Raw genomic sequence first — 21,060 nt, forward strand, 5'->3', positions numbered from 1 at the left:
GGGCCTTCCCCCGGGTTGAAGCCCGGGCTACAGCAGATAAAGAAAAAGCGCGCCGAAGCGCGCTTTTTCATTTCCCGCGAACCTCGATCAACCCGCCACCAGCACGCGGATCGCCTCCAGGCGCAGGGCGGCTTTTTCCATCAGCGCCAGGCCGTCGTCGCGCTGCTTGCGCAGGGCTTCGATCTCGCTGTCGCGAACGCTGGGGTTGACGGCCTTGAGGGCGGTCATGCGCGCCAGTTCCTCGTCCAGCTCGGCGCTCAGGCGCTTCACGGCATCGGCCACACGGGCTTCGTGACGCGGGCGGATCTTCGCTTCGGCGGCGTGGATCTGTGCCGAAAGCACGTCGCGCTGGGCCTGGACGAACTTGTTGGCGCTGCCGCGCGGCACGCTTTCCAGCTGGTCGTTGAGGGTGTCGAACGCCACCTTGCTGGCCAGGTCGTTGCCGTTGGCGTCGAGCAGGCAGCGCAGCGCCGCCGGCGGCAGGTAGCGGCCCAGCTGCAGCGCACGCGGCGCCACCACTTCGCTGACGTAGAGCAGCTCGAGCAGCACGGTGCCGGGCTTGAGCGCCTTGTTCTTGATCAGCGCCACCGAGGTGTTGCCCATGGAGCCGGAGAGCACCAGGTCCATGCCGCCCTGCACCATGGGGTGTTCCCAGGTGAGGAACTGCATGTCCTCGCGCGACAGCGCCTGGTTGCGGTCGTAGGTGATGGTCACGCCTTCGTCGTCGCCCAGGGGGAAGCCGGCGTCGAGCATCTTCTCGCCCGGCTTGAGCACCAGGGCGTTCTCGGAGTGGTCCTCGCTGTCGATGCCGAAGGCGTCGAACAGGGCCTCCATATAGATGGGCAGGGCGAACTGGTCGTCCTGCTCGTGGATCGCCTCCACCAGCGCCTGGCCTTCGCCGGCACCGCCGGAGTTGAGCTCCAGCAGGCGGTCGCGGCCCGCATGCAGCTCGCCTTCCAGGCGCTTGCGCTCGGCTTCGGCCTCGTCCACCAGGGCCTGCCACTCGCCGTCGTCACCGCCGTCCAGCAGCGGCAGCAGGCGCGGGCCGAACTGGTGCTGCAGGGCGTTGCCGGTGGGGCAGGTGGCGAGGAAGGCGTTGAGTGCCTGGTTGTACCACTGGAACAGGCGCTCCTGCGGGCTGGTTTCCAGGTAGGGCACGTGCAACTGGATGGTGTGCTTCTGGCCGATGCGGTCGAGGCGGCCGATGCGTTGTTCCAGCAGGTCCGGGTGGGCCGGCAGGTCGAACAGCACCAGGTGGTGGGCGAACTGGAAGTTGCGGCCTTCGCTGCCGATCTCGGAGCAGATCAGCACCTGGGCGCCGAATTCCTCGTCGGCGAAGTAGGCGGCGGCGCGGTCGCGCTCGAGGATGCTCATGCCTTCGTGGAACACGGTGGCGGGGATGCCGGAACGCACGCGCAGGGCGTCTTCCAGGTCCAGGGCGGTCTCGGCGTGGGCACAGATCACCAGCACCTTGAACTTCTTGAGCATCTTCAGGGTGTCGATCAGCCATTCGACGCGCGGGTCGAAGCGCCACCAGCGCTCGGCCTCGTCACCGCTTTCCTGCTGCGCCTGGAAGCTGACTTCCGGGTACAGGTCGGGGTGTTCGCCCACCGGCAGCTCCATGTATTCCACGGGGCTCGGCAGCGGGTAGGGGTGCAGGTTGCGCTCGGGGAAGCCCTGCACGGCGGCGCGGGTGTTGCGGAACAGCAGGCGGCCGGTGCCGTGGCGGTCCAGCAGCTCGCGCACCAGGCGGGCGGCGGCCTCGCTGTCGCCATCGGAGACGGCGGCCAGCAGGGCTTCGCCTTCGGCACCGAGGAAGCCGGAGATAGTGGCGTGCGCACCGGGTGACAGGCGGCCCTGGTCCAGCAGCTCCTGCACGGCTTCGGCGATGGGCTTGTAGTTGGCGCTTTCGGCGCGGAAGGCTTCCAGGTCGTGGAAGCGCGCCGGGTCGAGCAGGCGCAGGCGGGCGAAGTGGCTGTCCTGGCCCAGCTGTTCCGGGGTGGCAGTGAGCAGCAGCACGCCGGGGATGACCTCGGCCAGTTGCTCGACCAGGCGGTATTCGTCGCTGGCCTGCTCCGGGTGCCAGACCAGGTGGTGGGCTTCGTCGACCACCAGCAGGTCCCAGCCGGCGGCGAAGGCGGCGTCCTGGGCCTTCTCGCTGTCCTTCAGCCATTCCAGGGAGACCAGCGCCAGCTGCGCGTCCTCGAAGGGGTTGCTGGCGTCGCTCTCGAGGAAGCGCTCGCCGTCGAACAGCGCGACCTGCAGGTTGAAGCGGCGGCGCATCTCCACCAGCCACTGGTGCTGGAGGTTCTCCGGTACCAGGATCAGCACGCGGTTGGCGCGGCCGGACAGCAGCTGGCGGTGGATCACCAGGCCCGCTTCGATGGTCTTGCCGAGGCCCACTTCGTCGGCCAGCAGGACGCGCGGGGCGATGCGGTCGGCCACTTCACGGGCGATGTGCAGCTGGTGGGCGATGGGTTGCGCGCGGGCGCCGCCGAGGCCCCAGAGCGGGGATTGCAGCAGGCGGCTCTGGTGCTCCAGGGTGTGGTAGCGCAGGCCGAACCAGTTCATCGGGTCGATCTGGCCGGCGAACAGGCGATCGCTGGCGAGGCGGAACTGGATGAAGTTGGAGAGCTGGGTCTCCGGCAGGGTCCGTTCTTCGTGCTGCGCGGTGAGGCCGTGGTAGATCAGCAGGCCGTCGATGTCGTCGACTTCCTGGACGGTGAGCTTCCAGCCGTCGAAGTGGGTGATCTCGTCACCCGGGGCGAAGCGGACGCGGGTCAGGGGCGCATTGCGCAGGGCGTACTGGCGGGTTTCGCCCGTGGCCGGGTAGAGCACTGTGAGCAGGCGTCCATCCGATGCCAGGATGGTCCCGAGCCCCAGTTCCGCTTCGCTGTCACTGATCCAGCGTTGCCCCGGTTGGTACTGCTGCGCCATGCGTCTCTCCCACCATGCAAAAAAGCCGGCAAGTTTAACGGAACGCGGTGCCAAGAGCGACGGGACTTGCGCTCCATATGTCTGTTGCAGTGTAGCGAGCGGCGTTAAAGTAGTGATGCGCCCTGCCGACAGTCTGATCAGAGGAGGGCCGAAACCATGTTGCCGCCGATACCCCATAGCCTGGTTCCCGTGACATCCCAGCAGGACGTGATCAAGCCGCGTCCCGACATCCCGCCTGTCACGCCGGCGAAGGAAGGCTCCGAGGAAAGCGCCATCGGCCTGGACCGGCGCCACCCGCAGGAGGCCGAAGAGATGCTCCGCGAGGAGCAGCGCCGCCGCCAGCGCCGGGGCTACACGGCCGAGGAGCTGGCCGAGGGCGATGTGAAACAGGCCGACGAAGAGGTGATCGAGCAGCTCCCGCGCCAGGGGCTGTGGGTGGATGTCGAAGTCTGAGGCGCGCATGATTCCCACCCAGCCCCTTTCCGGTTGACCCCGTGGACCTGTTCGACGACATCCCCCTCGACCTGCCCGACGCCCAGCTGCGTTTCGAACCCCATTGGCTATCCGTCGAAGAAGCCGACGACTGGTTCGCCCGCCTGGTCGCCGAAACCCCCTGGGAACAACCCAGTGTCCATCTGCACGGCCGTGACTACCCGGTGCCCAGGCTGCTGGCCTGGTACGGCGATGCCGAGGCCAGCTACCGCTACTCCGGCCTGGTGCACCGCCCGCTGCCCTGGACGCCGCTGCTGGCCGAGATCCGTGCCCGTGTGCAGGAAGCGGTCGGCCAGCCGCTCAACGGTGCGCTGCTCAACTATTACCGCGACGGCCAGGATTCCATGGGCTGGCACAGCGACGACGAGGCAGAGCTCGGGCGCGATCCGCTCATCGCTTCGTTGAACCTCGGTGGAACCCGGCGTTTCGATCTGCGTCGCAAGGGGAGTGGGCGCATCGGGCATTCGTTGCAGCTCGGGCACGGGGCGCTGCTGGTCATGAGCGGTCCGACACAGCATCATTGGCAACACCAGGTGGCGAAGACGCGCACGCCCTGCGACCCTCGCCTGAATCTCACCTTCCGCTGGATCCGTTCATGAGCAATGACGAGAAACTGGTCGACTTCGGCGCCGAGCGTGACAAACGCATCCATGACCTGCACGAGAAACGCCTCAACGACGTGCGCAACGCCTTCGAGCAGGCCATGCCCCTGGGCAAATCGAAAAAGCCCCGCAAGCCGAAAAAGCGCTGAATCCCTCCGCTGCACCCCCATTTAAATTGACCTGGATCAGTTCCCCGACGGCCTCGCCGGCGGGGCCCTGCGCCCATTGATCTAGATCAATTTCCCCTGCCAGGCACGGGTCTACCTTTGACCCATCGAAACAAACAACGCCAACGCAGGAGGCAGCCAAATGTTCATCGATGTAGTGGTTCTCGCCGGTATCGGGACCGTAGGTCTGATGGTCGCCTTCTTCGCAGGCGTCGGGTATTTCATCTGGAAGGACTCGCACAAGCGCGACAAGGCTTGAGTCCACCAGGTTCACAGGCACGCAAGGCACCTCGGGCGACTTCGGTCGCCCTTTTTTTCGTCCGCGATTTTTGCCCCGCCGAGCTCCACACCTTCACGTAGGGCGGGTGAAACCCGTGACGCCCAGTCTCCGGTATGTGGGATCTCACCCGACCCACGGCACTTCATGGTCCATCGCCATCAGTCCAGCCGCTTGTGCACCCGCGATACGGCGACGCCGAGCATCACCGCCGTGAACACCAGCAGCGCGACCATCTCCAGCCACAGCTCCGCCAGCGTGGCGCTGCGCAGCATGATGCCGCGCGCCAGGCGCAGGAAGTGGGTGAGCGGCAGCACCTCGGCTATCCACTGGGCGATGCGCGGCATGCCGGCGAAGGGGAACATGAACCCCGACAGCAGGATCTGCGGCAGGAAGGTGAAGAAGGCCATCTGCATCGCCTGGAACTGGCTCTGCGCCAGGGTGGAGATGAACACGCCCAGGGTCAGGCTGGCGAAGATGAACAGCAGCGCCGCTGCGTAGAGCTCCAGCAGCGAACCGCGCACCGGCACCTCGAACAGCAGCAGGCCGACGATGAGGATCACCGTCACCTGCACCAGGCCGATGCCGACGAAGGGCAGCACCTTGCCGATGGTCAGCTCCCAGGGCGAGACCGGCGTGGTGATCAGCATCTCCATGTTGCCGCGCTCGCGCTCGCGCACCAGGGCGATGGCGGTGAACAGCACCATGGTCATGGTCAGGATCACCCCGATCAGCCCCGGCACCGTGTTCAGCGGTGCCAGTCGCTCGGGGTTGTAGAAGTTCACCACCGCCATCGCCTGGCGGTTGTTCCAGCCCTGCAAGGGGAAACCCGCCAACTGGCGGGCCGAGGCCTGCACCACCTGGTCGGAGCCGTCCACCACCAGTTGCAGTGGCGGGCGCCCTGGGTCCTGGCGTTGCACCCGGGCCTCGAAATCGCGGGGGATCACCAGCGCCGCGCTGATGCGCCCGACGCGCAGCAGCTGGTCGATTTCCTGGGGGCTGCCCAGGTGGTAGCGGAAGTTCACCACCTGGCTGGAGCCGATCTCCGCCACTGCCTCGCGGGAGCGCGCCGTGTCCGCCTGGTCCAGTACCGCGGCGTCGAGGCCGCGCACATCCATGTTGATTGCGTAGCCGAACAGCACCAGCTGCATGATGGGAATGCCGACGATCATGGCGAAGGTCAGGCGGTCGCGGCGCAACTGGCGCAGCTCCTTGAGGACGATGGCGCCCAGGCGGTGCAGGTTCATCGGGCGGCCTCCGCCTTCTGCATCGGCTGGTGGGTGACGGCGACGAAGACGTCCTCCAGGTTCGGCTCGGTCTCCTTCACCTCGGCCTCCACACCCTGCTCGGCCAGGCGCCGGGCGATGCGCTCGCCGGCGTTGGCCTCGGCGCTGAGTACCCGCAGCGAGGCGCCGATCTGCGCCATGGCGATCACCTCGTCGGTCCCCTGCAGCGCCCGTTGCGCCTGGCGTGGCTGGGCACACTCGATCAGCAGCGGGTGGCCGGGCAGGGCGCCCATCAGCTCGGCCGGGCTGCCGTCGGCCACCAGCCGGCCGGCGTCGAGGATGCCCAGTCGCGTGCAGCGTTCGGCCTCGTCCATGTAGTGGGTGGAGACCAGCAGCGTAGTGCCGGCCTCGGCCAGCTCGAACAGCGAGTCCCAGAATTCCCGGCGCGATTGCGGGTCGACCGCGCTGGTGGGTTCGTCGAGCAGCAGCAGGTCGGGCTTGTGCAGGACCGCCCCGGCCAGGGCCAGGCGCTGCTTCTGCCCGCCGCTGAGGGTGCCGGCGAGCTGCTTGCGGCGGTCTGCCAGCCAGTAGCGCTCCAGCAACTCCTCGATGCGGCGGCGGCTCTCGGGGCGCGAGAGCCCCTGCACGGCAGCGAGGAATTCCAGGTTCTCGCCGATGGTCAGGTCCTCGTAGAGGGAGAACTTCTGCGTCATGTAGCCGATGCGTCGCTTCAGCGCCTCGGCGTCGCGGGGGATCTGGCAACCGAGCACCTCGATCTCCCCCTCGCTGGGCAGCAGCAGGCCGCAGAGCATGCGGATGGTGGTTGACTTGCCGCAGCCATTGGGGCCGAGGAAGCCGAATACCTCGGCGCGGTCCACCTCGAGATTCAATCCGTCCACAGCCGTCAGTTGGCCGAAGCGCTTGGTCAGGCCGCGCGCGCGGATCACCGCTTCGCCGTCATTCATCGCCCGGGCGCTCCGCATGCAGCGGCAGGCCAGCGGGCAGGCGTGCGGCTGCCTCTCCCTCCAGCACCAGTTCGGCGCGGTACACCAGGCGGCTGGCGTCGCTGCCGGTCAGGGCGTAGTAGGGGGTGAAGCTGGCCTCGCTGGCGATGCTGCGCACTCGCCCGGTGAAGAGACCCTCGACCCCCTCGACGCCCACCTGCAGGCGGTCGCCGATGGCGATGCGCGAACGCACCGGGGCGGGGATGAACAGCCGCGCATAGGGCGTCTCGCCCACCAGCAGGCTGACCACCTCGGCGTTGGCCGGCGGCTGGTCGCCGGGGCGGAAGGGCAGGGCGTCGACCCGGCCGGCGCGGGGTGCGCGCACGCTCAGGTGCTCGCGATCCACCTGCATCCGGGCCAGCGCGGCGCGGGCGGCCTGCAGCTCGGCGGCGGCCTGGGCCAGTTGTTCCGGGCGGGTGCCATTGGTGAGTTCGCGCAACTGGGCATCGGCGTTCTTCACCGCGGCGTCGGCCTGGTCACGGCTGGCACGGGCGCGATCGCGCTCGGCGATGGCCACCTGGCCCCGCGCGTAGAGGGCGGCGACGCGCTGGTAGTTGCGTCCGGCCTCGGTGGCATCGGCGCGGTTGCGCACCAGGGTGGCGCGGGCGGCGTCGATGCTTTCCTGGCGTGCGCCGTTGCTCAGTTCCTCCAGGCGCGCCTCGGCCTGGGCCACCTGGCCGCGCGCCTGGTCGAGGCGCGCATCGAGGCGGCGCGGGTCCAGTTCAACGAGCAACTGCCCGGCCTGCACCGCATCCCCTTCGGCCACCTTCCAGTCGAGGATGGTTTCCGAGGCTTCGGCGGGCACGCCGATGCGGTCCCATTCCAGGGTGCCCAGCAGGGGCTCGTTGTCGCGGCGGTCGCAACCGCCCAGCAGGGCCAGGCAGAGGAGGCCGGGAATGAAGGTGCGGGCGGTCATGGCGATACCTCCAGGCCGCGTTCGAGCAGGGCCAGGGTGTGGTTGACGAGGGCGTCGTTGCCGATCTCCGGGTTGGCGAAGATGCCGCGCCAGAGCGGCGCTGCGGCGTGGGGCAGCATGGTCAGGCCGATCAGCGAGACCACCAGCAGACGCGGGTCGAGATCCGGGTTGAGGGCGCCACGGGCCTGGGCCGCAGCGAAGCGCTGGGCCAGCAGCATCGGAATCAGCGGGGCGATGCGCTGGGGCAGCAGCTCGCGCAGCACGCCGCCCTCGCAGAGGATCTCGCGCACCCACAGCGGCGGTATCCAGGGCTGTTCGGCCACCGTTTCGCTGATGCCGCGCACGAACAGGCGCACCAGTTCCAGGGGCTCGTCGCCGGCCTCCTGCAGGCGCACGGCCAGGTTGCGGACCAATGGCAGGAAGCGCTCTTCCACCACCGCATCCACCAGGCGCTGCTTGTTGCCGAAATAGTAATTGACCATCGCCGGCGTCACCCCGGTGCTCTGGGCGATGCCGCGCAGGCTGCTGGCCTTGATGCCCTGCTGGGCGAAGGCTTCGCAGGCGGTGTCGAGCAGGCGTTCGCGTTGCTGGGCTTCGCCGGCAGGGCGGCCGGGTGCGCGGGGCGTGGTCATGCGGCAGGTCCTGGAGGGTGACTGAAATTATTTAAATACTCATTTAATTAATTTTCAAACAGCGCTTCGATAATCCGCTGGACGGCATTTAGATAGCTTGCTAATAATTGTTTCCGTTGAACTCATGACCGGCCGAAGCGGCCTATCCTTCTGGCAATTCCCCTCAAGGTCCTGTGCGTGCGCGATTCCCTGCGGGCGTTCCTCGCCCCCGACATCCCGGCTCTCCAGTTCGCCATCAAGACCCTCCTGGGCGGTGGCCTGGCGCTCTGGTGCGCGCTGCGCTTCGGCCTGGAGCAGCCGCAATGGGCGCTGATGACGGCCTTCATCGTCGCCCAGCCGCTGTCCGGGATGGTGGTGCAGAAGGGCCTGGCACGGCTGCTCGGGACCCTGGTGGGCACCGTCATGGCTGTGGTGGCGATGGCCCTGTTCGCGCAGGCGCCCTGGCTGTTCATCCTCGCGTTGGCCACCTGGCTGGGCCTGTGCACTGCAGCCTCGACCATGCTGCGCAGCGCCTGGTCCTACTCCTTCGTGCTGGCCGGCTACACGGTGGCGATCATCGGCCTGCCGGCCATCGCGCACCCGCTGACCGTTTTCGACCAGGCGGTGGCGCGCTGCACCGAGATCTGCCTCGGCATCATCTGCGCCACCGCCGTCAGCGCGCTGGTCTGGCCGCAGCGGGTGGAGCGCCAGCTGGCGCGCCAGGCCGGCGATGCCTGGAGTGCCGGCATCGCCGCCGCGCGTTCGGCGTTGCGCGGCGAGCCCCATGAACGCCAGGGCCTGCTCGGGGTGCTGGGGCGCATCGTCGCCGTGGACGCCCAGCGCGAGCACGCCTGGTTCGAAGGCAACCGTGGCCGCCAGCGCGCCGCCGCCCTGCGGGTACTCAGCCGCGATTTGCTCAGCCTGCTGCGCCTGGCCCGGGGCGTGGCCCGGCAGTGGCGGCAACTGTCGGCGGGCGAGGCCGAGCGCCTGGCGCCCTGGATGGAAGAGGTGCTGCAACGCCTGGCCGAGCCCGATGACGCCGCCTGCGAAGCCCTCGGCCAGCGCCTGCTGGACGCTGCCGAAGCCGACGACCTGGTGCCCGTGCAGCAGTATTGCCTGGGCCGCCTGGCGGTGATGCTGCGGCAGATGCTCGCCGCCGCCGAAGCCCTGCGTGCAGTGGAGCGCGGCGAGGCGCCGGAAGATGCCGGTGCGCCGCTGTCCTGGCACCGCGACCTGCCCACCGCGCTGCTCTACGGCCTGCGCAGCAGCGTCGCCTTCGTCGGCCTGGCGTCGTTCTGGCTGGCCACCGCCTGGACCTCCTCGGTGGGCGCGCTGACCCTCACCTGCGTGGTCTGCAGCCTGTTCGCCAGCCGCGAGAACGCCGAGCAGATCGGCATGATGTTCCTGCGCGGCATCCTCTACGCGCTGCCGGTGGCCTTTTTCATCGGCCAGGTGGTGCTGCCGCAGATGAGCGGCTTCCCGCTGCTCTGCATGGCCCTCGGCGTACCGCTGTTCTTCGGCACCCTGGGCATGGCCAAGCCGGCACTGGGGGCGACCTCCACCTCCTTCTGCCTGCATTTCATCGTGCTCTGCGCACCGCAGAACACCATGCACTTCGACGTGGCGCTGTTCCTCAACGAGGCCATGGCCATCCTCCTCGGCGTGGGCTTCGCGGTGCTGGTGTTCCGCGTCATCGTGCTGACCAACCCCGGCTGGCACGGGCGGCGCCTGCTCAAGGCCACCTTCCATGACCTGGGCCGCCTCACCCACCGTGCGCTGGCCGGTGCCGAGAACTGGTTCGGCGGGCGCATGGCCGACCGCCTGCTGCAGCTGGCGCGGCACTACCCGGCGCTGCCCAGCCAGTCGCGCAACCGCTGGGACGACGGCATCACCAGCCTCGACATCGGCGACGAACTGCTGCACCTGCGCCGTTGCCTGGCCGCCGGCGAGCGCTCGGTCGAGGCCTGCGAGGCGCGTTTCCTGCGCAGCATCGAGCCGCTGCTGGAGCGCGGGCCGGCGGCGTCGCTGGCGGGTGCGATGGACGAACCCTCGGAACAACTGATCCGCGCCCTGCGCGAGGCCGGCACCAGCATCGACCGGCGCCTGGCCCAGGCGGCCCTGCTGCAGCTGCGGCAGAGCTGGCGCCAATGGTGTGAACAACAGGAGGCGAGCCATGGGCTTGCGTGAATGGTCCCTGGGCGGCGTGCTGCTCAGCCCCTTTCTGATGTATGCGCTGGCGGCGCTGCTGGCGACGGGCGTGCTGCGCCTGGCCCTGCAGCGCGTCGGCATGGCGCGCTGGATCTGGCACGAAGCGCTGTTCGACTGTGCCCTGTATGTCTGTGTCCTGTCGTTGCTGGTCGCCTGGTTCGGGCACTGGTGAAGGAGAAACCCATGCGTTCCACCCTGCGTATCGTCATCACCCTGGCCCTGGTCGCCGCCGCCATCGTCGGTGGCTGGAGCCTCTGGCAGCACTACATGCTCTCGCCCTGGACGCGCGACGCGCGCATCCGTGCCGACGTGGTGGTGATCTCGCCGGACGTTTCCGGCTGGGTCGTCGACCTCAAGGTCCACGACAACCAGCAGGTGAAGGCCGGCGACCTGCTGCTGAGCGTCGACCGCGAGCGCTACCTGGCGGCCCTGGAGAAGGCCCGCGCGGTGGCCGAGACGCGCCAGCAGCAGCTGCGCCTGCGCGAGCACGAGGCTTCTCGCCGCGCCCACCTGGGGCCGCAGGCGATCAGCGCCGAGCTGAAGGAGAACGCGCAGATCACCGCCGACATCGCCCGGGGCGAATATCGCCAGGCCCAGGCGGACGTGAAGGTCGCCGAGCTCAACCTGGCCCGCAGCGAAGTGCGCGCGCCGCGCAGCGGACAGATCACCAACCTGCGCCTGGCCCAGGGCAACTACGCCAACGCCGGGCAGCCGGTGATGGCGCTGGTGGATGACGCCTCCTTCTATGTGCAGGCCTATTTCGAGGAGACCAAGCTGCCGGGCATCCACGTCGGCGCGCCGGTGAAGATCTGGCTGATGAGCGCCGGTCGCCCCCTGACCGGCTCGGTGGAAAGCATCAGCCGCGGCATCACCGACCGCAACGCCAGCCCCGACGGCCAGCTGCTGGCCAACGTCGAGCCCACCTTCAACTGGGTGCGCCTGGCCCAGCGCATCCCGGTGCGGATCAAGCTCGACCCGGTGCCGGAGGACATCCGCCTCAGCGCGGGGATGACCGCCAGCGTCACGGTCGGGGACCCGCCGCACGCGCAGGAATAGTGTGCTCCTGTGCAACGAAAAAGCCCGGCGATTGCCGGGCTTCTTGCATCCTGCCTGCGGGGTTCAGCCGATGGTGATCGGCGGCAGCTCCGGCAGCTCGATGGCCAGGGACTGCTTGGGCGCCAGGACCTCGGCCTCGCCGTCCACCACCTGCTCGGCGTTCTGGTTGAACACGCGGGTGGCGATGCGCACGCGGTTCTTCGGCAGCTTCTCGAGGATTTCCAGTTCCACGGTCAGGGCGTCGCCGAGCTTCACCGGGCGGGTGAACTTCAACTGCTGGCCGAGGTAGATGGTGCCCGGGCCGGGCAGTTCGCAGGCGATGGCCGCGCTGATCAGGGCGCCGCTGAACATGCCGTGGGCGATGCGCTCCTTGAAGATCGTGCCGGCCGCGTACTCGGCATCCAGGTGCACCGGGTTGCGGTCGCCGGAGAGGGCGGCGAACAGCTGGATGTCACGCTCCTCGACTGTCTTGGCGTAGCTGGCCTTCTGGCCGACTTCGAGGGCGTCGTAGGTGAAGTTGGTTACCTGGGTCATGGGGTCTCCTTGTTCGGTTGGCAGTAGCGACTGTGGGCAAGGGCATGCTCCAGCCAGTCGAGCAGGTGGGCGGTCACCTCGTCACGGTTGGTCTCGTTGAGCAGCTCGTGGCGGGCATCGGGGTAGATCTTCAGTTGCACGTCCTTCACCCCGGCCTCGCCCAGGGCGCGGGCGAGGTCGTCCAGGCGGCGACCGTCGCTGACCGGGTCGCGCGCGCCGCCGACCACCAGCAACGGCAGGTCGGGGTCGATCTGCGCCAGGTTCTTCACCGGGGTGATGGTCTGAAGCCCGCCGAGCAGGTCGAGCCACAACTGGTTGGTGCAGCGGAAGCCGCACAGCGGGTCGTTGACGTACTTGTCCACTTCGTCCGGGTCGCGGCTGAGCCAGTCGAAGGGCGTGCGGTTGGGCTTGAAGGCCTTGTTGAAGGAACCGAAGGAGAGGAACTCGATCAGCGCGCTCCGGCCGTTCGGGCCCTGGCGCCAGCGTTCCAGCCGCGCCACCACGGCGGCGGCGCGGTAGAGCCCCACCGGCTGGTAGTTGGAGCCGGAAAGGATCGCGCCCTGCAGGCTGCAGCTGTGCTGCATCAGGTAGGCCTGGCCGATGTAGCTGCCCATGCTGTGGCCGAGCAGGACGATCGGCACCTGCGGGTGCTGCTGGCGGATGTGGTGGTTGAGGCTGGCCAGGTCGCCGACCACCTTGTTCCAGCCGTCGTGCTCGGCGTACAGGCCGAGGATGCCGTGCTGGGCGGTGCGACCGTGGCCGCGCTGGTCGTGCACGTAGAGCTCCAGGCCCGCCGCCACCAGGGCCTGGCCCAGGCGCGCGTAGCGGCCACCGTGCTCGGCCATGCCGTGGGCGACCATCACCACGGCCCTTGGCGGGGCATCGCCGCTCCAGCGGTTGACGTGCAGCGAGGCGCCATCGCTGGCGGTGAGCCAGAAAGCATCGTGGGGCATGGCCAATCCTTGTGGCGTTGGGGTGTCGACGCATTGTGCACGGGCGGCCTGGCGGCGCAAAGCTCGGCAGGTGGCTGACCGATCGGTTCCCTGCGGGACCGCCCGGGCAGCGGGTGGTCAGGGTGCCGCGGGCCGCTCAGGCACGGGCGATGGCGGCAAGATTCACACTGTCTATGACGCGTTCGCGAGTATTTGCGTACGGGTGCGGACCTGCTAATTTCCGGGCAGTCCCGCTCGCGGGCCAGACACATTCAGGGCAAAGAGGATAAGAACAATGCAACCTGATTTCTGGAGCGACAAACGCCCTGCTGGCGTCCCCGACCAGATCGACCTGACCGCCTATCGCTCGGTGATCGAGGTCTTCGAACGTTCCTGCAAGAAATTCGCCGACCGACCGGCCTTCAGCAACCTCGGCGTCACCCTGACCTACGCCGAGCTCGACCGCCTCTCCGGCGCCTTCGCCGCCTACCTGCAGAAGCACACCGACCTCAAGCCGGGCGACCGCATCGCGGTGCAGATGCCCAACGTGCTGCAGTACCCGATCGCCGTGTTCGGCGCCCTGCGCGCCGGCCTCATAGTGGTCAACACCAACCCGCTGTACACCGCCCGCGAGATGCGCCACCAGTTCAAGGACGCCGGCGTGCGCGCGCTGGTCTACGTCAACCTGTTCGGCAAGCTGGTGCAGGAAGTGCTGCCCGATACCGAGATCGACTACCTGATCGAAGCACGCATGGGCGACATGCTGCCGGCCCTCAAGGGCTGGCTGGTCAACACCGTGGTGAAGAAGGTCAAGAAGATGGTGCCGGACTACCACCTGCCCCAGGCCGTGTCCTTCAAGGCCGCGCTGAAGCAGGGCCAGGGCCACGCGCTGAAACCGGTGAAGGTGGGCCTGGAGGACATCGCCGTGCTGCAGTACACCGGCGGCACCACGGGCGTGGCCAAGGGCGCGATGCTCACCCACGGCAACCTGGTGGCCAACATGCAGCAGGTGGACGCCTGCCTCTCGCAGCTGGGCCCGGACGGCCAGCCGCTGATGAAGCAGGGCCAGGAGATCATGATCGCGCCGCTGCCGCTCTACCACATCTATGCCTTCACCGCGAACTGCATGTGCATGATGGTCAACGGCAACCACAACGTGCTGATCACCAACCCGCGCGACATCCCAGGCTTCGTCAAGGAGCTGAAGAAGTGGCGCTTCTCCGCGCTGCTGGGCCTCAACACCCTGTTCGTCGCGCTGATGGACCACCCCGAGTTCAAGGACCTGGACTTCTCCAACCTCAAGGTCACCAACTCCGGCGGCACCGCGCTGGTCAAGGCCACCGCCGAGCGCTGGCAGTCCATGACCGGCTGCTCCGTGGTCGAGGGCTACGGCCTCACCGAAACCTCGCCCGTGGCCAGCACCAACCCCTACGGCAGCCTGGCGCGCCTGGGCACCGTGGGCATCCCGGTGCCGGGTACCGCCTTCAAGGTGATCGATGACGAAGGCGCCGAGCTGCCCCTGGGCGAGCGCGGCGAGCTGTGCATCAAGGGCCCGCAGGTGATGAAGGGCTACTGGCAGCGCGAGGAGGCCACCGCCGAGGTGCTCGACGCCGAAGGCTGGCTGAAGACCGGCGACATCGCCGTGATCGACCCGGACGGCTACGTGCGCATCGTCGACCGCAAGAAGGACCTGATCATCGTCTCCGGCTTCAACGTCTACCCCAACGAGATCGAGGACGTGGTCATGGCCCACCCGAAGGTGGCCAGCTGCGCGGCCATCGGCGTGCCCGACGACAAGTCCGGCGAGGCGGTGAAGCTGTTCGTCGTGGCCCGCGAGGGCGGCCTCAGCGTCGACGAGCTGAAGGCCTACTGCAAGGCCAACTTCACCGGCTACAAGGTGCCCAAGCACATCGTCCTCAAGGACGCCCTGCCGATGACGCCGGTCGGCAAGATCCTCCGTCGCGAGCTGCGCGACATCGCCTGACCCTTCCCCCCATCCCCGGCCCGCGAGGGCCGGCGGATGCACGGCGATCCCTCTGCGACGCCTTCTGCACGCCGATTAGAGACGTTACTCTAAAGATGACCGAAATCATTGCATTCGGTCATTTTAATGACTCGTTGGGCCTTGTTTGGCTCTGGTCGCCCATTTGCAAAGCTGCTACTCTCGGCGCGTTTTTTTGCCCTGGAAAGGGCCGAAACGACCGCACAGAACACAACAAACAACTGCCTCGTGCAGTGAAGATCAGCTGTTGCTTAGGAGTGGGCTTCCATGACCGAAAATTTCTGGAAGGACAAGTATCCAGCAGGCATTCCTGCGGAAATCAATGCCGACGCGTACCCCAATATCCAGGCGGTATTGAAAGAGTCCTGCCAACGCTTTGCCGACAAGCCCGCTTTCAGCAACCTGGGCAAGACCATCACCTACGGTGAGCTCTACGAGCTGTCCGGCGCCTTCGCGGCCTACCTGCAACAGAACACCGACCTGCAACCCGGCGATCGCATCGCCGTGCAGCTGCCGAACGTGCTGCAGTACCCCATCGTGGTCTTCGGTGCCCTGCGCGCCGGCCTCACCGTGGTCAACACCAACCCGCTGTACACCGCGCGGGAGATGGAGCACCAGTTCAACGACGCCGGCGCCAAGGCCCTGGTCTGCCTGGCCAACATGGCCCACCTGGCCCAGGACGTCCTGCCGCGCACCGGCATCAAGCACGTCGTGGTCACCGAAGTCGGCGACATGCTGCCGGCGCTCAAGCGCCTCTTGGTCAACAGCGTCGTCAAGTACGTGAAGAAGATGGTCCCGGCCTATCACCTGCCCCAGGCGGTGAAGCTCAACGATGCCCTGGCCAAGGGCCGTGGCAAGCCGGTCAAGGACGCGTCCCCGGCCGCCAGCGACATCGCCGTGCTGCAGTACACCGGCGGTACCACGGGCGTGGCCAAGGGCGCGATGCTGACCCACCGCAACCTGATCGCCAACATGCTGCAGTGCAAGGCGCTGATGGGCGCCAACCTCAATGAAGGTTGCGAGGTGCTGATCACGCCGCTGCCGCTGTACCACATCTACGCCTTCACCTTCCATTGCATGTCCATGATGCTGACCGGCAACCACAACGTGCTGATCAGCAACCCCCGCGACCTGCCGACCATGGTCAAGGAGCTGTCCAACTGGAAGTTCACCGGCTTCGTGGGGCTCAACACCCTGTTCGTCGCCCTGTGCAACAACGAGGACTTCCGCAAGCTCGACTTCTCCGCCCTCAAGCTGACCCTGTCCGGCGGCATGGCCCTGCAGCTGGCCGCGGCCGAGCGCTGGAAGGACGTCACCGGCTGCGCCATCTGCGAAGGCTTCGGCATGACCGAGACCAGCCCGGTGGTGTCGGTGAACCCGTTCCAGAGCATCCAGATCGGCACCATCGGCATCCCGGTCCCCTCGACCCTGTGCAAGGTGGTCGACGACGAGGGCAACGACCTCGCCATCGGCGCCATCGGCGAGCTGTGCGTCAAGGGCCCGCAGGTGATGAAGGGCTACTGGCAGCGCCAGGACGCCACCGACGAGATCCTCTCGGCGGACGGCTGGCTGAAGACCGGCGACATCGGCCTGATCCAGGAAGACGGCTACATGCGCATCGTCGACCGCAAGAAGGACATGATCCTGGTCTCCGGTTTCAACGTGTACCCGAACGAGCTGGAAGACGTGCTCGCCACCCTGCCGGGCGTGCTGCAATGTGCCGCCATCGGCATCCCGGACGAGAAGTCCGGCGAGGCGATCAAGGTCTTCGTGGTGGTCAAGCCGGGTGCCAGCCTGACCAAGGACGAGGTGATGCAGCACATGCGCGCCAACGTCACCGGCTACAAGATGCCCAAGGCCGTCGAGTTCCGCGACAGCCTGCCGACCACCAACGTCGGCAAGATCCTGCGCCGTGAACTGCGTGACCAGGAACTGAAGAAGCTCAAGGGCTGATCCGTTGTGCATGAACGAGCCCCGCACCCGCGGGGCTTTTTCTTTTCTCCGCCGCCTTGGCCTCCGTAGGATGGGTAGAGCTCCGCGAAACCCATCACCGCATAGTCGCTGACTGCTCCGCAAGTTGGCGCGGGGCTACAAGTCCGATCCCGCCCGCCACGCCTCGACGCCCCATTTCCCGCCCGCTAGAGTGCCGACTCTTCGCGACCGCCCTGGAGCCGGCCCATGCCCTTGCCCGATCTCAACCTGCTGGTCGCCCTGGACGTGCTGCTCGACGAAGGCAGCGTCGCCGGGGCGGCGCGGCGCATGCACCTGAGCGCCCCGGCCATGAGCCGGACGCTGGCCCGCATCCGCGAGGCGGTGGGCGACCCGATCCTGGTGCGCGCCGGTCGCGGCCTGGTGCCAACGCCCCGGGCCCTGGAGCTGCGCGAGCAGGTGCGGGACCTGGTGGAGCGCGCCAGCGGCCTGTTCCATGCCGACCGGGTGGACCTCGCCAACCTGGAGCGCACCTTCAACATCCGCACCAACGACATCTTCATGGTCTGCTACGGCGGTCGCCTGTTCGAGCGCGCCCACCACGAGGCACCAGGCACGGTGCTGCGCTTCGTCCCGGAGATCGACGGCGACGACGACGCCCTGCGTGCCGGGCGCATCGACCTGATGGTGGGCGCCTCGCTCACCCTGGGGCCGGAGATCAAGTCCCAGGGCCTGTTCGAGTGCCGTTTCAGCGGCCTGGTGCGCGAGGGCCACCCGCTGCTGGAAGGCCCCCTCGACGTCGAGCGCTTCGCCGCCTGCGAGCACATCAGCGTGTCGCGCCGCGGCCTGGCGAAGGGCCCCATCGACCAGGCGCTGGCGGAACTCGGTCTGTCGCGCAAGGTGGTGATGATCGCCCCCAGCTTCTTCTCCGCCGTGCTGGCGATGCTGGATTCGGACCTGATCCTGCCGATGCCCGACCCCGTGGTCGCCACCTGCCAGCGGCTTGGCCTGCCCCTGCGCGCCTTCGAGATCCCCCTGCCGCTGGCGACTGTGCGCGTGCGCCAGTCCTGGCACCCACGCTTCGACAGTGATCCGGCGCACCGCTGGCTGCGCCAGCTGATCAAGCGCTGTTGCGAGGACGGCCTGCCCGGTTGAGCAGTGGAGCGCCCATCCCCGCTGGCGTGCGCACGCCGTTCTCCCCGTCATCCCCGAACGCGGGGACCCACTGAATCGATCCGTGCGCCGTGCGCACTCATGAATTAGAAATATTGCAATTTTCGGCATGCCATGGCCGTCCATAGACTTTCCGCGTACCCCTGAAACCCGGAAAGCCCCATGTCTTGCATGCACTCGCGCGCCCTCGGAGCACCGCTCCGATGAACGTGCCCCTGTCCCTGCCCCAGGCCGCCGCCAAGCCCGCGGCCGCTCCGGTGCCGACGCCCTTCGGGCTGCGCATCGTCGTCGGCCTCGTAGGCGTGTTGCTGGCGGTGCTGGTGGCCGGCTTCAACGAGAACGTCACCAAAATCGCCCTGGCCGATATCCGTGGCGCCATGGGCATCGGCCGTGACGAAGGCACCTGGCTGCTGGCGCTCTACGCCGCGCCCTCGGTCTGCGCCATGGCCTTCGCCCCCTGGTTCTCGGTGACCTTCTCCCTGCGCCGCTTCACCCTCGCCGCCATCGGCGCCTTCATGCTGCTGGGCCTGCTCGGCCCCCTGGCGCCCAACCTGCAGTGCCTGATGGCCCTGCGTGCCCTGCAGGGCCTGGCCGGCGGTGCGTTGCCGCCGATGCTGATGACCGTGGCGCTGCGCTTCCTGCCCGCCAACATCAAGCTCTACGGCCTGGCCGGCTACGCCCTGACCGCCACCTTCGGCCCCGGCCTGGGCACGCCGCTGGCGGCGTTCTGGGTGGAGTTCGTCGGCTGGCGCTGGGCCTTCTGGCAGATCGTCCCCATGAGCCTGCTGGCCATGCTCGCGGTGGCCTGGGGGCTGCCGCAGGACCCGCTGCGCCTGGAGCGCTTCCGCCAGTTCGACTGGCTGGGCCTGCTGCTGGGCTTCCCCGCGCTGTCGATGCTGGTGGTCGGCCTGGTGCAGGGCGACCGCCTGGACTGGTTCGAGTCGCCGCTGATCCGCCTGCTGCTGGGCGGGGGCACCGTGCTGCTGGTGCTGTTCCTGCTCAACGAGTGGAAGCACCCGCTGCCCTTCTTCAAGCTCCAGTTGCTCAAGCTGCGCAACCTCAGCTTCGCCCTGTTCGTGCTGGGCGGTGTGCTCTTCGTGCTGCTGGGGGTGATCAGCGTGCCCTCCGCCTACCTGGCCCAGGTGCAGGGTTACCGGCCGCTGCAGAGCGCCCCGGTGTTCCTCGTGGTCGCCCTGCCGCAACTGCTGGCGCTGCCCCTGGTGGCGGCCCTGTGCAACCTGCGCCGGGTGGATTGCCGCTGGGTGCTGGCCTGCGGCCTGGCCATGCTCGCCGTTGCCTGCTGGCTGGGCTCGGGGATGACCTCGGCCTGGGCCCGCGAGGACTTCTACCTGGTGCAGGCGTTGCAGATCTTCGGCCAGCCCATGGCGGTGCTGCCGCTGCTGATGCTCTCCACCGGCAGCATCACGCCGCCGGACGGCCCCTTCGCCTCGGCCTGGTTCAACACCATCAAGGGTTTCGCCGCGGTGCTGGCCGGCGGCGTGCTGGAAGCCCTCGGCACCCTGCGCCTGCACCTGCACTCCACCCAACTGGTGGACCGCCTGGGCAACGGCCCGCTGCTGGAGGAGGGCGCGCAACTGGCCCGTCGTGTCCACCAGCAGGCCTCGGTGCTGGCCTCCGCCGACCTCTACCTGTGCCTGGCCGTCCTGGCGGCCGCGCTGATCATCGCCATCCCCTTCGTGCCCACGCGCATCTACCCGCCGCGTGCCCCGAGCTAACGGAAGAATCACCATGACCGACACACACAACCGTACCCCCCTGATCGTCGGCGCCTTGCTCGCCGGCGCCGGCCTCATCGCCTGGAGCGCCTGGCACTTCACCGCCGGCAGCGGGGGCGAAGGCACCAACGATGCTTTCGTCCAGGCCGACTTCACCCTGGTGGCCCCCAAGGTCTCCGGCTTCATCGGCGAGGTGCTGGTGGAAGACAACCAGCCGGTGACGGCCGGCCAGTTGCTGGCGCGCATCGATGACCGCGACTACCGCGCCGCGCGCTCCGGCGCCCGCGCCGCAGTGGCCAGCGCCGAGGCCAGGCTGGCCAACGCCCGCGCCACCCTGGAGCGCCAGGACGCGCTGATCCGCCAGGCCGAGGCCACGGTGGAGGCGGATCGCGCCGAGATGGCGTTCGCCCGCCACGAGCTGGAGCGCTACCAGCACCTGGCCGGGCAGGGCGCCGGCACCCTGCAGAGCGCCCAGCAGGCGCGCAGCCGCTTCGACACCCGCCGTGCGCGCCAGGCCGAACACGCCGCCGCGCTCTCGGCCACGCGCAAGCAGACCGACATCCTCGCCGCCCAGCGCGACGCCGCCCAGGCCGCCCTGGAACAGGCCCGCGCCGGCCTCGAACGCGCCGAGCTCGACCTTTCCCACACCGAGCTGCGCGCCCCCATGGACGGTACGATCGGCCGCCGCGCGGTGCGGGTCGGCGCCTTCGTCAGCCCCGGCCAGGCCCTGCTGGCGGTGGTGCCCCTGGCGCGGGCCTACGTGGTCGCCAACTTCCAGGAGACCCAGCTCACCCACATGCGCCCCGGCCAGGCGGTGCAGGTGACCGTGGACAGCTTCCCCGGCGAGGTGCTGCAAGGCCATGTGGACAGCATCGCCCCGGCCACCGGCGTGACCTTCGCCGCCATCGCCCCGGACAACGCCACCGGCAACTTCACCAAGGTGGTGCAGCGCATCCCGGTGAAGGTCCGCCTCGACGAGGGCCAGCCCCTGGCCGCGCGCCTGCGGGTGGGCATGTCGGTGGAAGCCGACGTGGACACCCGTGGCGAGCCCGAGGCCCTGGCGGGGGTGAACTGAGATGCGTCGACACGCGACTCTGCTGGTCCTGGCGATGGGCCTCGGCGCCTGCAGCGTCGGCCCGGACTTCACCCGGCCCGATGCCGCCCTGGCGCTGGTGGCCCTCTACCGCGCACTCGTTAGCGGCTGGCAGGCGCTGGACGGGGAGGAGGCGGCGCCAGGTGCCTGATGGCTCCGGGGAAG

General features: G+C 68.3%; 20 protein-coding genes. 13 read left to right on the forward strand and 7 right to left on the reverse strand.

What is annotated here, in order from left to right:
• Positions 1-87 precede the first annotated feature (87 nt).
• Positions 88-2,937: an RNA polymerase-associated protein RapA gene (gene rapA, locus PHLH3_RS07140; RefSeq protein ID WP_213628710.1), complete on the reverse strand. Its 2,850-nt coding sequence runs from the start codon at positions 2,935-2,937 to the stop codon at positions 88-90.
• 156 nt (positions 2,938-3,093) lie between these two features.
• Here rapA and PHLH3_RS07145 point away from each other — a divergent pair, with 156 nt between their 5' ends.
• From PHLH3_RS07145 to ccoM, 4 genes are all read left to right on the forward strand, one after another.
• Positions 3,094-3,390, forward strand: a complete 297-nt coding sequence (locus PHLH3_RS07145) for an aspartate-semialdehyde dehydrogenase (protein ID WP_173176376.1) — start codon at positions 3,094-3,096, stop codon at positions 3,388-3,390.
• A gap of 41 nt (positions 3,391-3,431) precedes the next feature.
• Positions 3,432-4,028, forward strand: coding sequence for an alpha-ketoglutarate-dependent dioxygenase AlkB (locus tag PHLH3_RS07150; protein ID WP_173176378.1), 597 nt, complete (start codon positions 3,432-3,434; stop codon positions 4,026-4,028).
• The gene (locus PHLH3_RS07155) at positions 4,025-4,180 is read left to right on the forward strand and encodes a hypothetical protein (protein WP_021219249.1); all 156 of its coding nucleotides are present in this window, start codon (positions 4,025-4,027) and stop codon (positions 4,178-4,180) included. Before PHLH3_RS07150 ends, PHLH3_RS07155 begins: the two co-directional genes overlap by 4 nt.
• A gap of 160 nt (positions 4,181-4,340) precedes the next feature.
• The gene (ccoM, locus tag PHLH3_RS30625; RefSeq protein WP_276574430.1) at positions 4,341-4,457 is read left to right on the forward strand and encodes a cytochrome c oxidase subunit CcoM; all 117 of its coding nucleotides are present in this window, start codon (positions 4,341-4,343) and stop codon (positions 4,455-4,457) included.
• Positions 4,458-4,636: 179 nt separating this feature from the next.
• On the opposite strand, the gene PHLH3_RS07160 is transcribed toward ccoM, so the two are convergent.
• The 4 genes from PHLH3_RS07160 to PHLH3_RS07175 are packed head-to-tail and all read right to left on the reverse strand — an operon-like array spanning position 4,637 to position 8,253.
• The gene (locus tag PHLH3_RS07160; RefSeq protein ID WP_213628711.1) at positions 4,637-5,722 is read right to left on the reverse strand and encodes an ABC transporter permease; all 1,086 of its coding nucleotides are present in this window, start codon (positions 5,720-5,722) and stop codon (positions 4,637-4,639) included.
• Entirely contained in the window at positions 5,719-6,666 is a 948-nt protein-coding gene (locus PHLH3_RS07165; protein ID WP_213628712.1) for an ABC transporter ATP-binding protein, read from the reverse strand. The genes PHLH3_RS07160 and PHLH3_RS07165 overlap by 4 nt, the downstream gene beginning before the upstream one ends.
• Complete coding sequence (locus tag PHLH3_RS07170; protein ID WP_213628713.1) at positions 6,659-7,621, reverse strand: biotin/lipoyl-binding protein; 963 nt, start codon at positions 7,619-7,621, stop codon at positions 6,659-6,661. Before PHLH3_RS07170 ends, PHLH3_RS07165 begins: the two co-directional genes overlap by 8 nt.
• Entirely contained in the window at positions 7,618-8,253 is a 636-nt protein-coding gene (locus PHLH3_RS07175) for a TetR/AcrR family transcriptional regulator (protein ID WP_213628714.1), read from the reverse strand. Before PHLH3_RS07175 ends, PHLH3_RS07170 begins: the two co-directional genes overlap by 4 nt.
• Positions 8,254-8,430: 177 nt before the next feature.
• Here PHLH3_RS07175 and PHLH3_RS07180 point away from each other — a divergent pair, with 177 nt between their 5' ends.
• The 3 genes from PHLH3_RS07180 to PHLH3_RS07190 are packed head-to-tail and all read left to right on the forward strand — an operon-like array spanning position 8,431 to position 11,496.
• Complete coding sequence (locus tag PHLH3_RS07180; protein ID WP_213628715.1) at positions 8,431-10,419, forward strand: FUSC family protein; 1,989 nt, start codon at positions 8,431-8,433, stop codon at positions 10,417-10,419.
• The gene (locus tag PHLH3_RS07185; protein WP_173176391.1) at positions 10,406-10,612 is read left to right on the forward strand and encodes a DUF1656 domain-containing protein; all 207 of its coding nucleotides are present in this window, start codon (positions 10,406-10,408) and stop codon (positions 10,610-10,612) included. Before PHLH3_RS07180 ends, PHLH3_RS07185 begins: the two co-directional genes overlap by 14 nt.
• An 11-nt stretch (positions 10,613-10,623) precedes the next feature.
• Complete coding sequence (locus PHLH3_RS07190) at positions 10,624-11,496, forward strand: HlyD family secretion protein (RefSeq protein ID WP_213628716.1); 873 nt, start codon at positions 10,624-10,626, stop codon at positions 11,494-11,496.
• A 63-nt stretch (positions 11,497-11,559) separates the two neighbouring features.
• Here PHLH3_RS07190 and PHLH3_RS07195 read toward each other — a convergent pair whose 3' ends face one another.
• Together PHLH3_RS07195 and PHLH3_RS07200 are read right to left on the reverse strand one after the other, a co-directional pair.
• Entirely contained in the window at positions 11,560-12,030 is a 471-nt protein-coding gene (locus PHLH3_RS07195; protein ID WP_021219258.1) for a MaoC family dehydratase, read from the reverse strand.
• The gene (locus tag PHLH3_RS07200; RefSeq protein ID WP_213628717.1) at positions 12,027-12,983 is read right to left on the reverse strand and encodes an alpha/beta hydrolase; all 957 of its coding nucleotides are present in this window, start codon (positions 12,981-12,983) and stop codon (positions 12,027-12,029) included. Before PHLH3_RS07200 ends, PHLH3_RS07195 begins: the two co-directional genes overlap by 4 nt.
• 274 nt (positions 12,984-13,257) lie before the next feature.
• Here PHLH3_RS07200 and fadD2 point away from each other — a divergent pair, with 274 nt between their 5' ends.
• The 6 genes from fadD2 to PHLH3_RS07230 all read left to right on the forward strand — a co-directional run bounded on the left by fadD2 (position 13,258) and on the right by PHLH3_RS07230 (position 21,046).
• A complete protein-coding gene (gene fadD2 / locus PHLH3_RS07205) occupies positions 13,258-14,946 on the forward strand; it encodes a long-chain-fatty-acid--CoA ligase FadD2 (protein WP_213628718.1) in 1,689 nt (562 codons plus the stop codon).
• A gap of 285 nt (positions 14,947-15,231) precedes the next feature.
• Positions 15,232-16,917 (forward strand): long-chain-fatty-acid--CoA ligase FadD1, encoded by a 1,686-nt coding sequence (gene fadD1 / locus PHLH3_RS07210; protein WP_173176399.1) that lies wholly within the window; start codon positions 15,232-15,234, stop codon positions 16,915-16,917.
• Positions 16,918-17,142: 225 nt separating this feature from the next.
• Positions 17,143-18,048: a LysR family transcriptional regulator gene (locus PHLH3_RS07215; RefSeq protein WP_213628719.1), complete on the forward strand. Its 906-nt coding sequence runs from the start codon at positions 17,143-17,145 to the stop codon at positions 18,046-18,048.
• Between the two features lie 221 nt (positions 18,049-18,269).
• Entirely contained in the window at positions 18,270-19,802 is a 1,533-nt protein-coding gene (locus PHLH3_RS07220) for an MFS transporter (protein ID WP_213628720.1), read from the forward strand.
• Positions 19,803-19,815: 13 nt separating this feature from the next.
• Positions 19,816-20,877 carry an HlyD family secretion protein gene (locus PHLH3_RS07225; protein WP_213628721.1) on the forward strand — a complete coding sequence of 354 codons (1,062 nt, stop codon included), beginning with the start codon at positions 19,816-19,818 and terminating at the stop codon, positions 20,875-20,877.
• A gap of 1 nt (position 20,878) precedes the next feature.
• Positions 20,879-21,046, forward strand: a complete 168-nt coding sequence (locus tag PHLH3_RS07230; RefSeq protein ID WP_213628722.1) for a hypothetical protein — start codon at positions 20,879-20,881, stop codon at positions 21,044-21,046.
• The last annotated feature ends 14 nt before the right edge of the window (positions 21,047-21,060 follow it).

This window comes from Pseudomonas sp. Pc102 (assembly GCF_018408275.1).
In the GTDB taxonomy this organism is placed as follows: domain Bacteria; phylum Pseudomonadota; class Gammaproteobacteria; order Pseudomonadales; family Pseudomonadaceae; genus Metapseudomonas; species Metapseudomonas tohonis.

What these genes read in the sequence shown, in the direction of transcription:
- rapA (WP_213628710.1), bottom strand. Translation starts at nt 2,937, where the DNA reads ATGGCGCAGCAGTACCAACCGGGGCAACGCTGGATCAGTGACAGCGAA.
- PHLH3_RS07215 (WP_213628719.1), top strand. Translation starts at nt 17,143, where the DNA reads ATGCCCTTGCCCGATCTCAACCTGCTGGTCGCCCTGGACGTGCTGCTC.
- ccoM (WP_276574430.1), top strand. Translation starts at nt 4,341, where the DNA reads ATGTTCATCGATGTAGTGGTTCTCGCCGGTATCGGGACCGTAGGTCTG.
- PHLH3_RS07200 (WP_213628717.1), bottom strand. Translation starts at nt 12,983, where the DNA reads ATGCCCCACGATGCTTTCTGGCTCACCGCCAGCGATGGCGCCTCGCTG.
- PHLH3_RS07220 (WP_213628720.1), top strand. Translation starts at nt 18,270, where the DNA reads ATGAACGTGCCCCTGTCCCTGCCCCAGGCCGCCGCCAAGCCCGCGGCC.
- PHLH3_RS07195 (WP_021219258.1), bottom strand. Translation starts at nt 12,030, where the DNA reads ATGACCCAGGTAACCAACTTCACCTACGACGCCCTCGAAGTCGGCCAG.
- PHLH3_RS07225 (WP_213628721.1), top strand. Translation starts at nt 19,816, where the DNA reads ATGACCGACACACACAACCGTACCCCCCTGATCGTCGGCGCCTTGCTC.
- PHLH3_RS07175 (WP_213628714.1), bottom strand. Translation starts at nt 8,253, where the DNA reads ATGACCACGCCCCGCGCACCCGGCCGCCCTGCCGGCGAAGCCCAGCAA.
- fadD2 (WP_213628718.1), top strand. Translation starts at nt 13,258, where the DNA reads ATGCAACCTGATTTCTGGAGCGACAAACGCCCTGCTGGCGTCCCCGAC.
- PHLH3_RS07145 (WP_173176376.1), top strand. Translation starts at nt 3,094, where the DNA reads ATGTTGCCGCCGATACCCCATAGCCTGGTTCCCGTGACATCCCAGCAG.
- PHLH3_RS07165 (WP_213628712.1), bottom strand. Translation starts at nt 6,666, where the DNA reads ATGAATGACGGCGAAGCGGTGATCCGCGCGCGCGGCCTGACCAAGCGC.
- fadD1 (WP_173176399.1), top strand. Translation starts at nt 15,232, where the DNA reads ATGACCGAAAATTTCTGGAAGGACAAGTATCCAGCAGGCATTCCTGCG.
- PHLH3_RS07185 (WP_173176391.1), top strand. Translation starts at nt 10,406, where the DNA reads ATGGGCTTGCGTGAATGGTCCCTGGGCGGCGTGCTGCTCAGCCCCTTT.
- PHLH3_RS07170 (WP_213628713.1), bottom strand. Translation starts at nt 7,621, where the DNA reads ATGACCGCCCGCACCTTCATTCCCGGCCTCCTCTGCCTGGCCCTGCTG.
- PHLH3_RS07190 (WP_213628716.1), top strand. Translation starts at nt 10,624, where the DNA reads ATGCGTTCCACCCTGCGTATCGTCATCACCCTGGCCCTGGTCGCCGCC.
- PHLH3_RS07230 (WP_213628722.1), top strand. Translation starts at nt 20,879, where the DNA reads ATGCGTCGACACGCGACTCTGCTGGTCCTGGCGATGGGCCTCGGCGCC.
- PHLH3_RS07160 (WP_213628711.1), bottom strand. Translation starts at nt 5,722, where the DNA reads ATGAACCTGCACCGCCTGGGCGCCATCGTCCTCAAGGAGCTGCGCCAG.
- PHLH3_RS07155 (WP_021219249.1), top strand. Translation starts at nt 4,025, where the DNA reads ATGAGCAATGACGAGAAACTGGTCGACTTCGGCGCCGAGCGTGACAAA.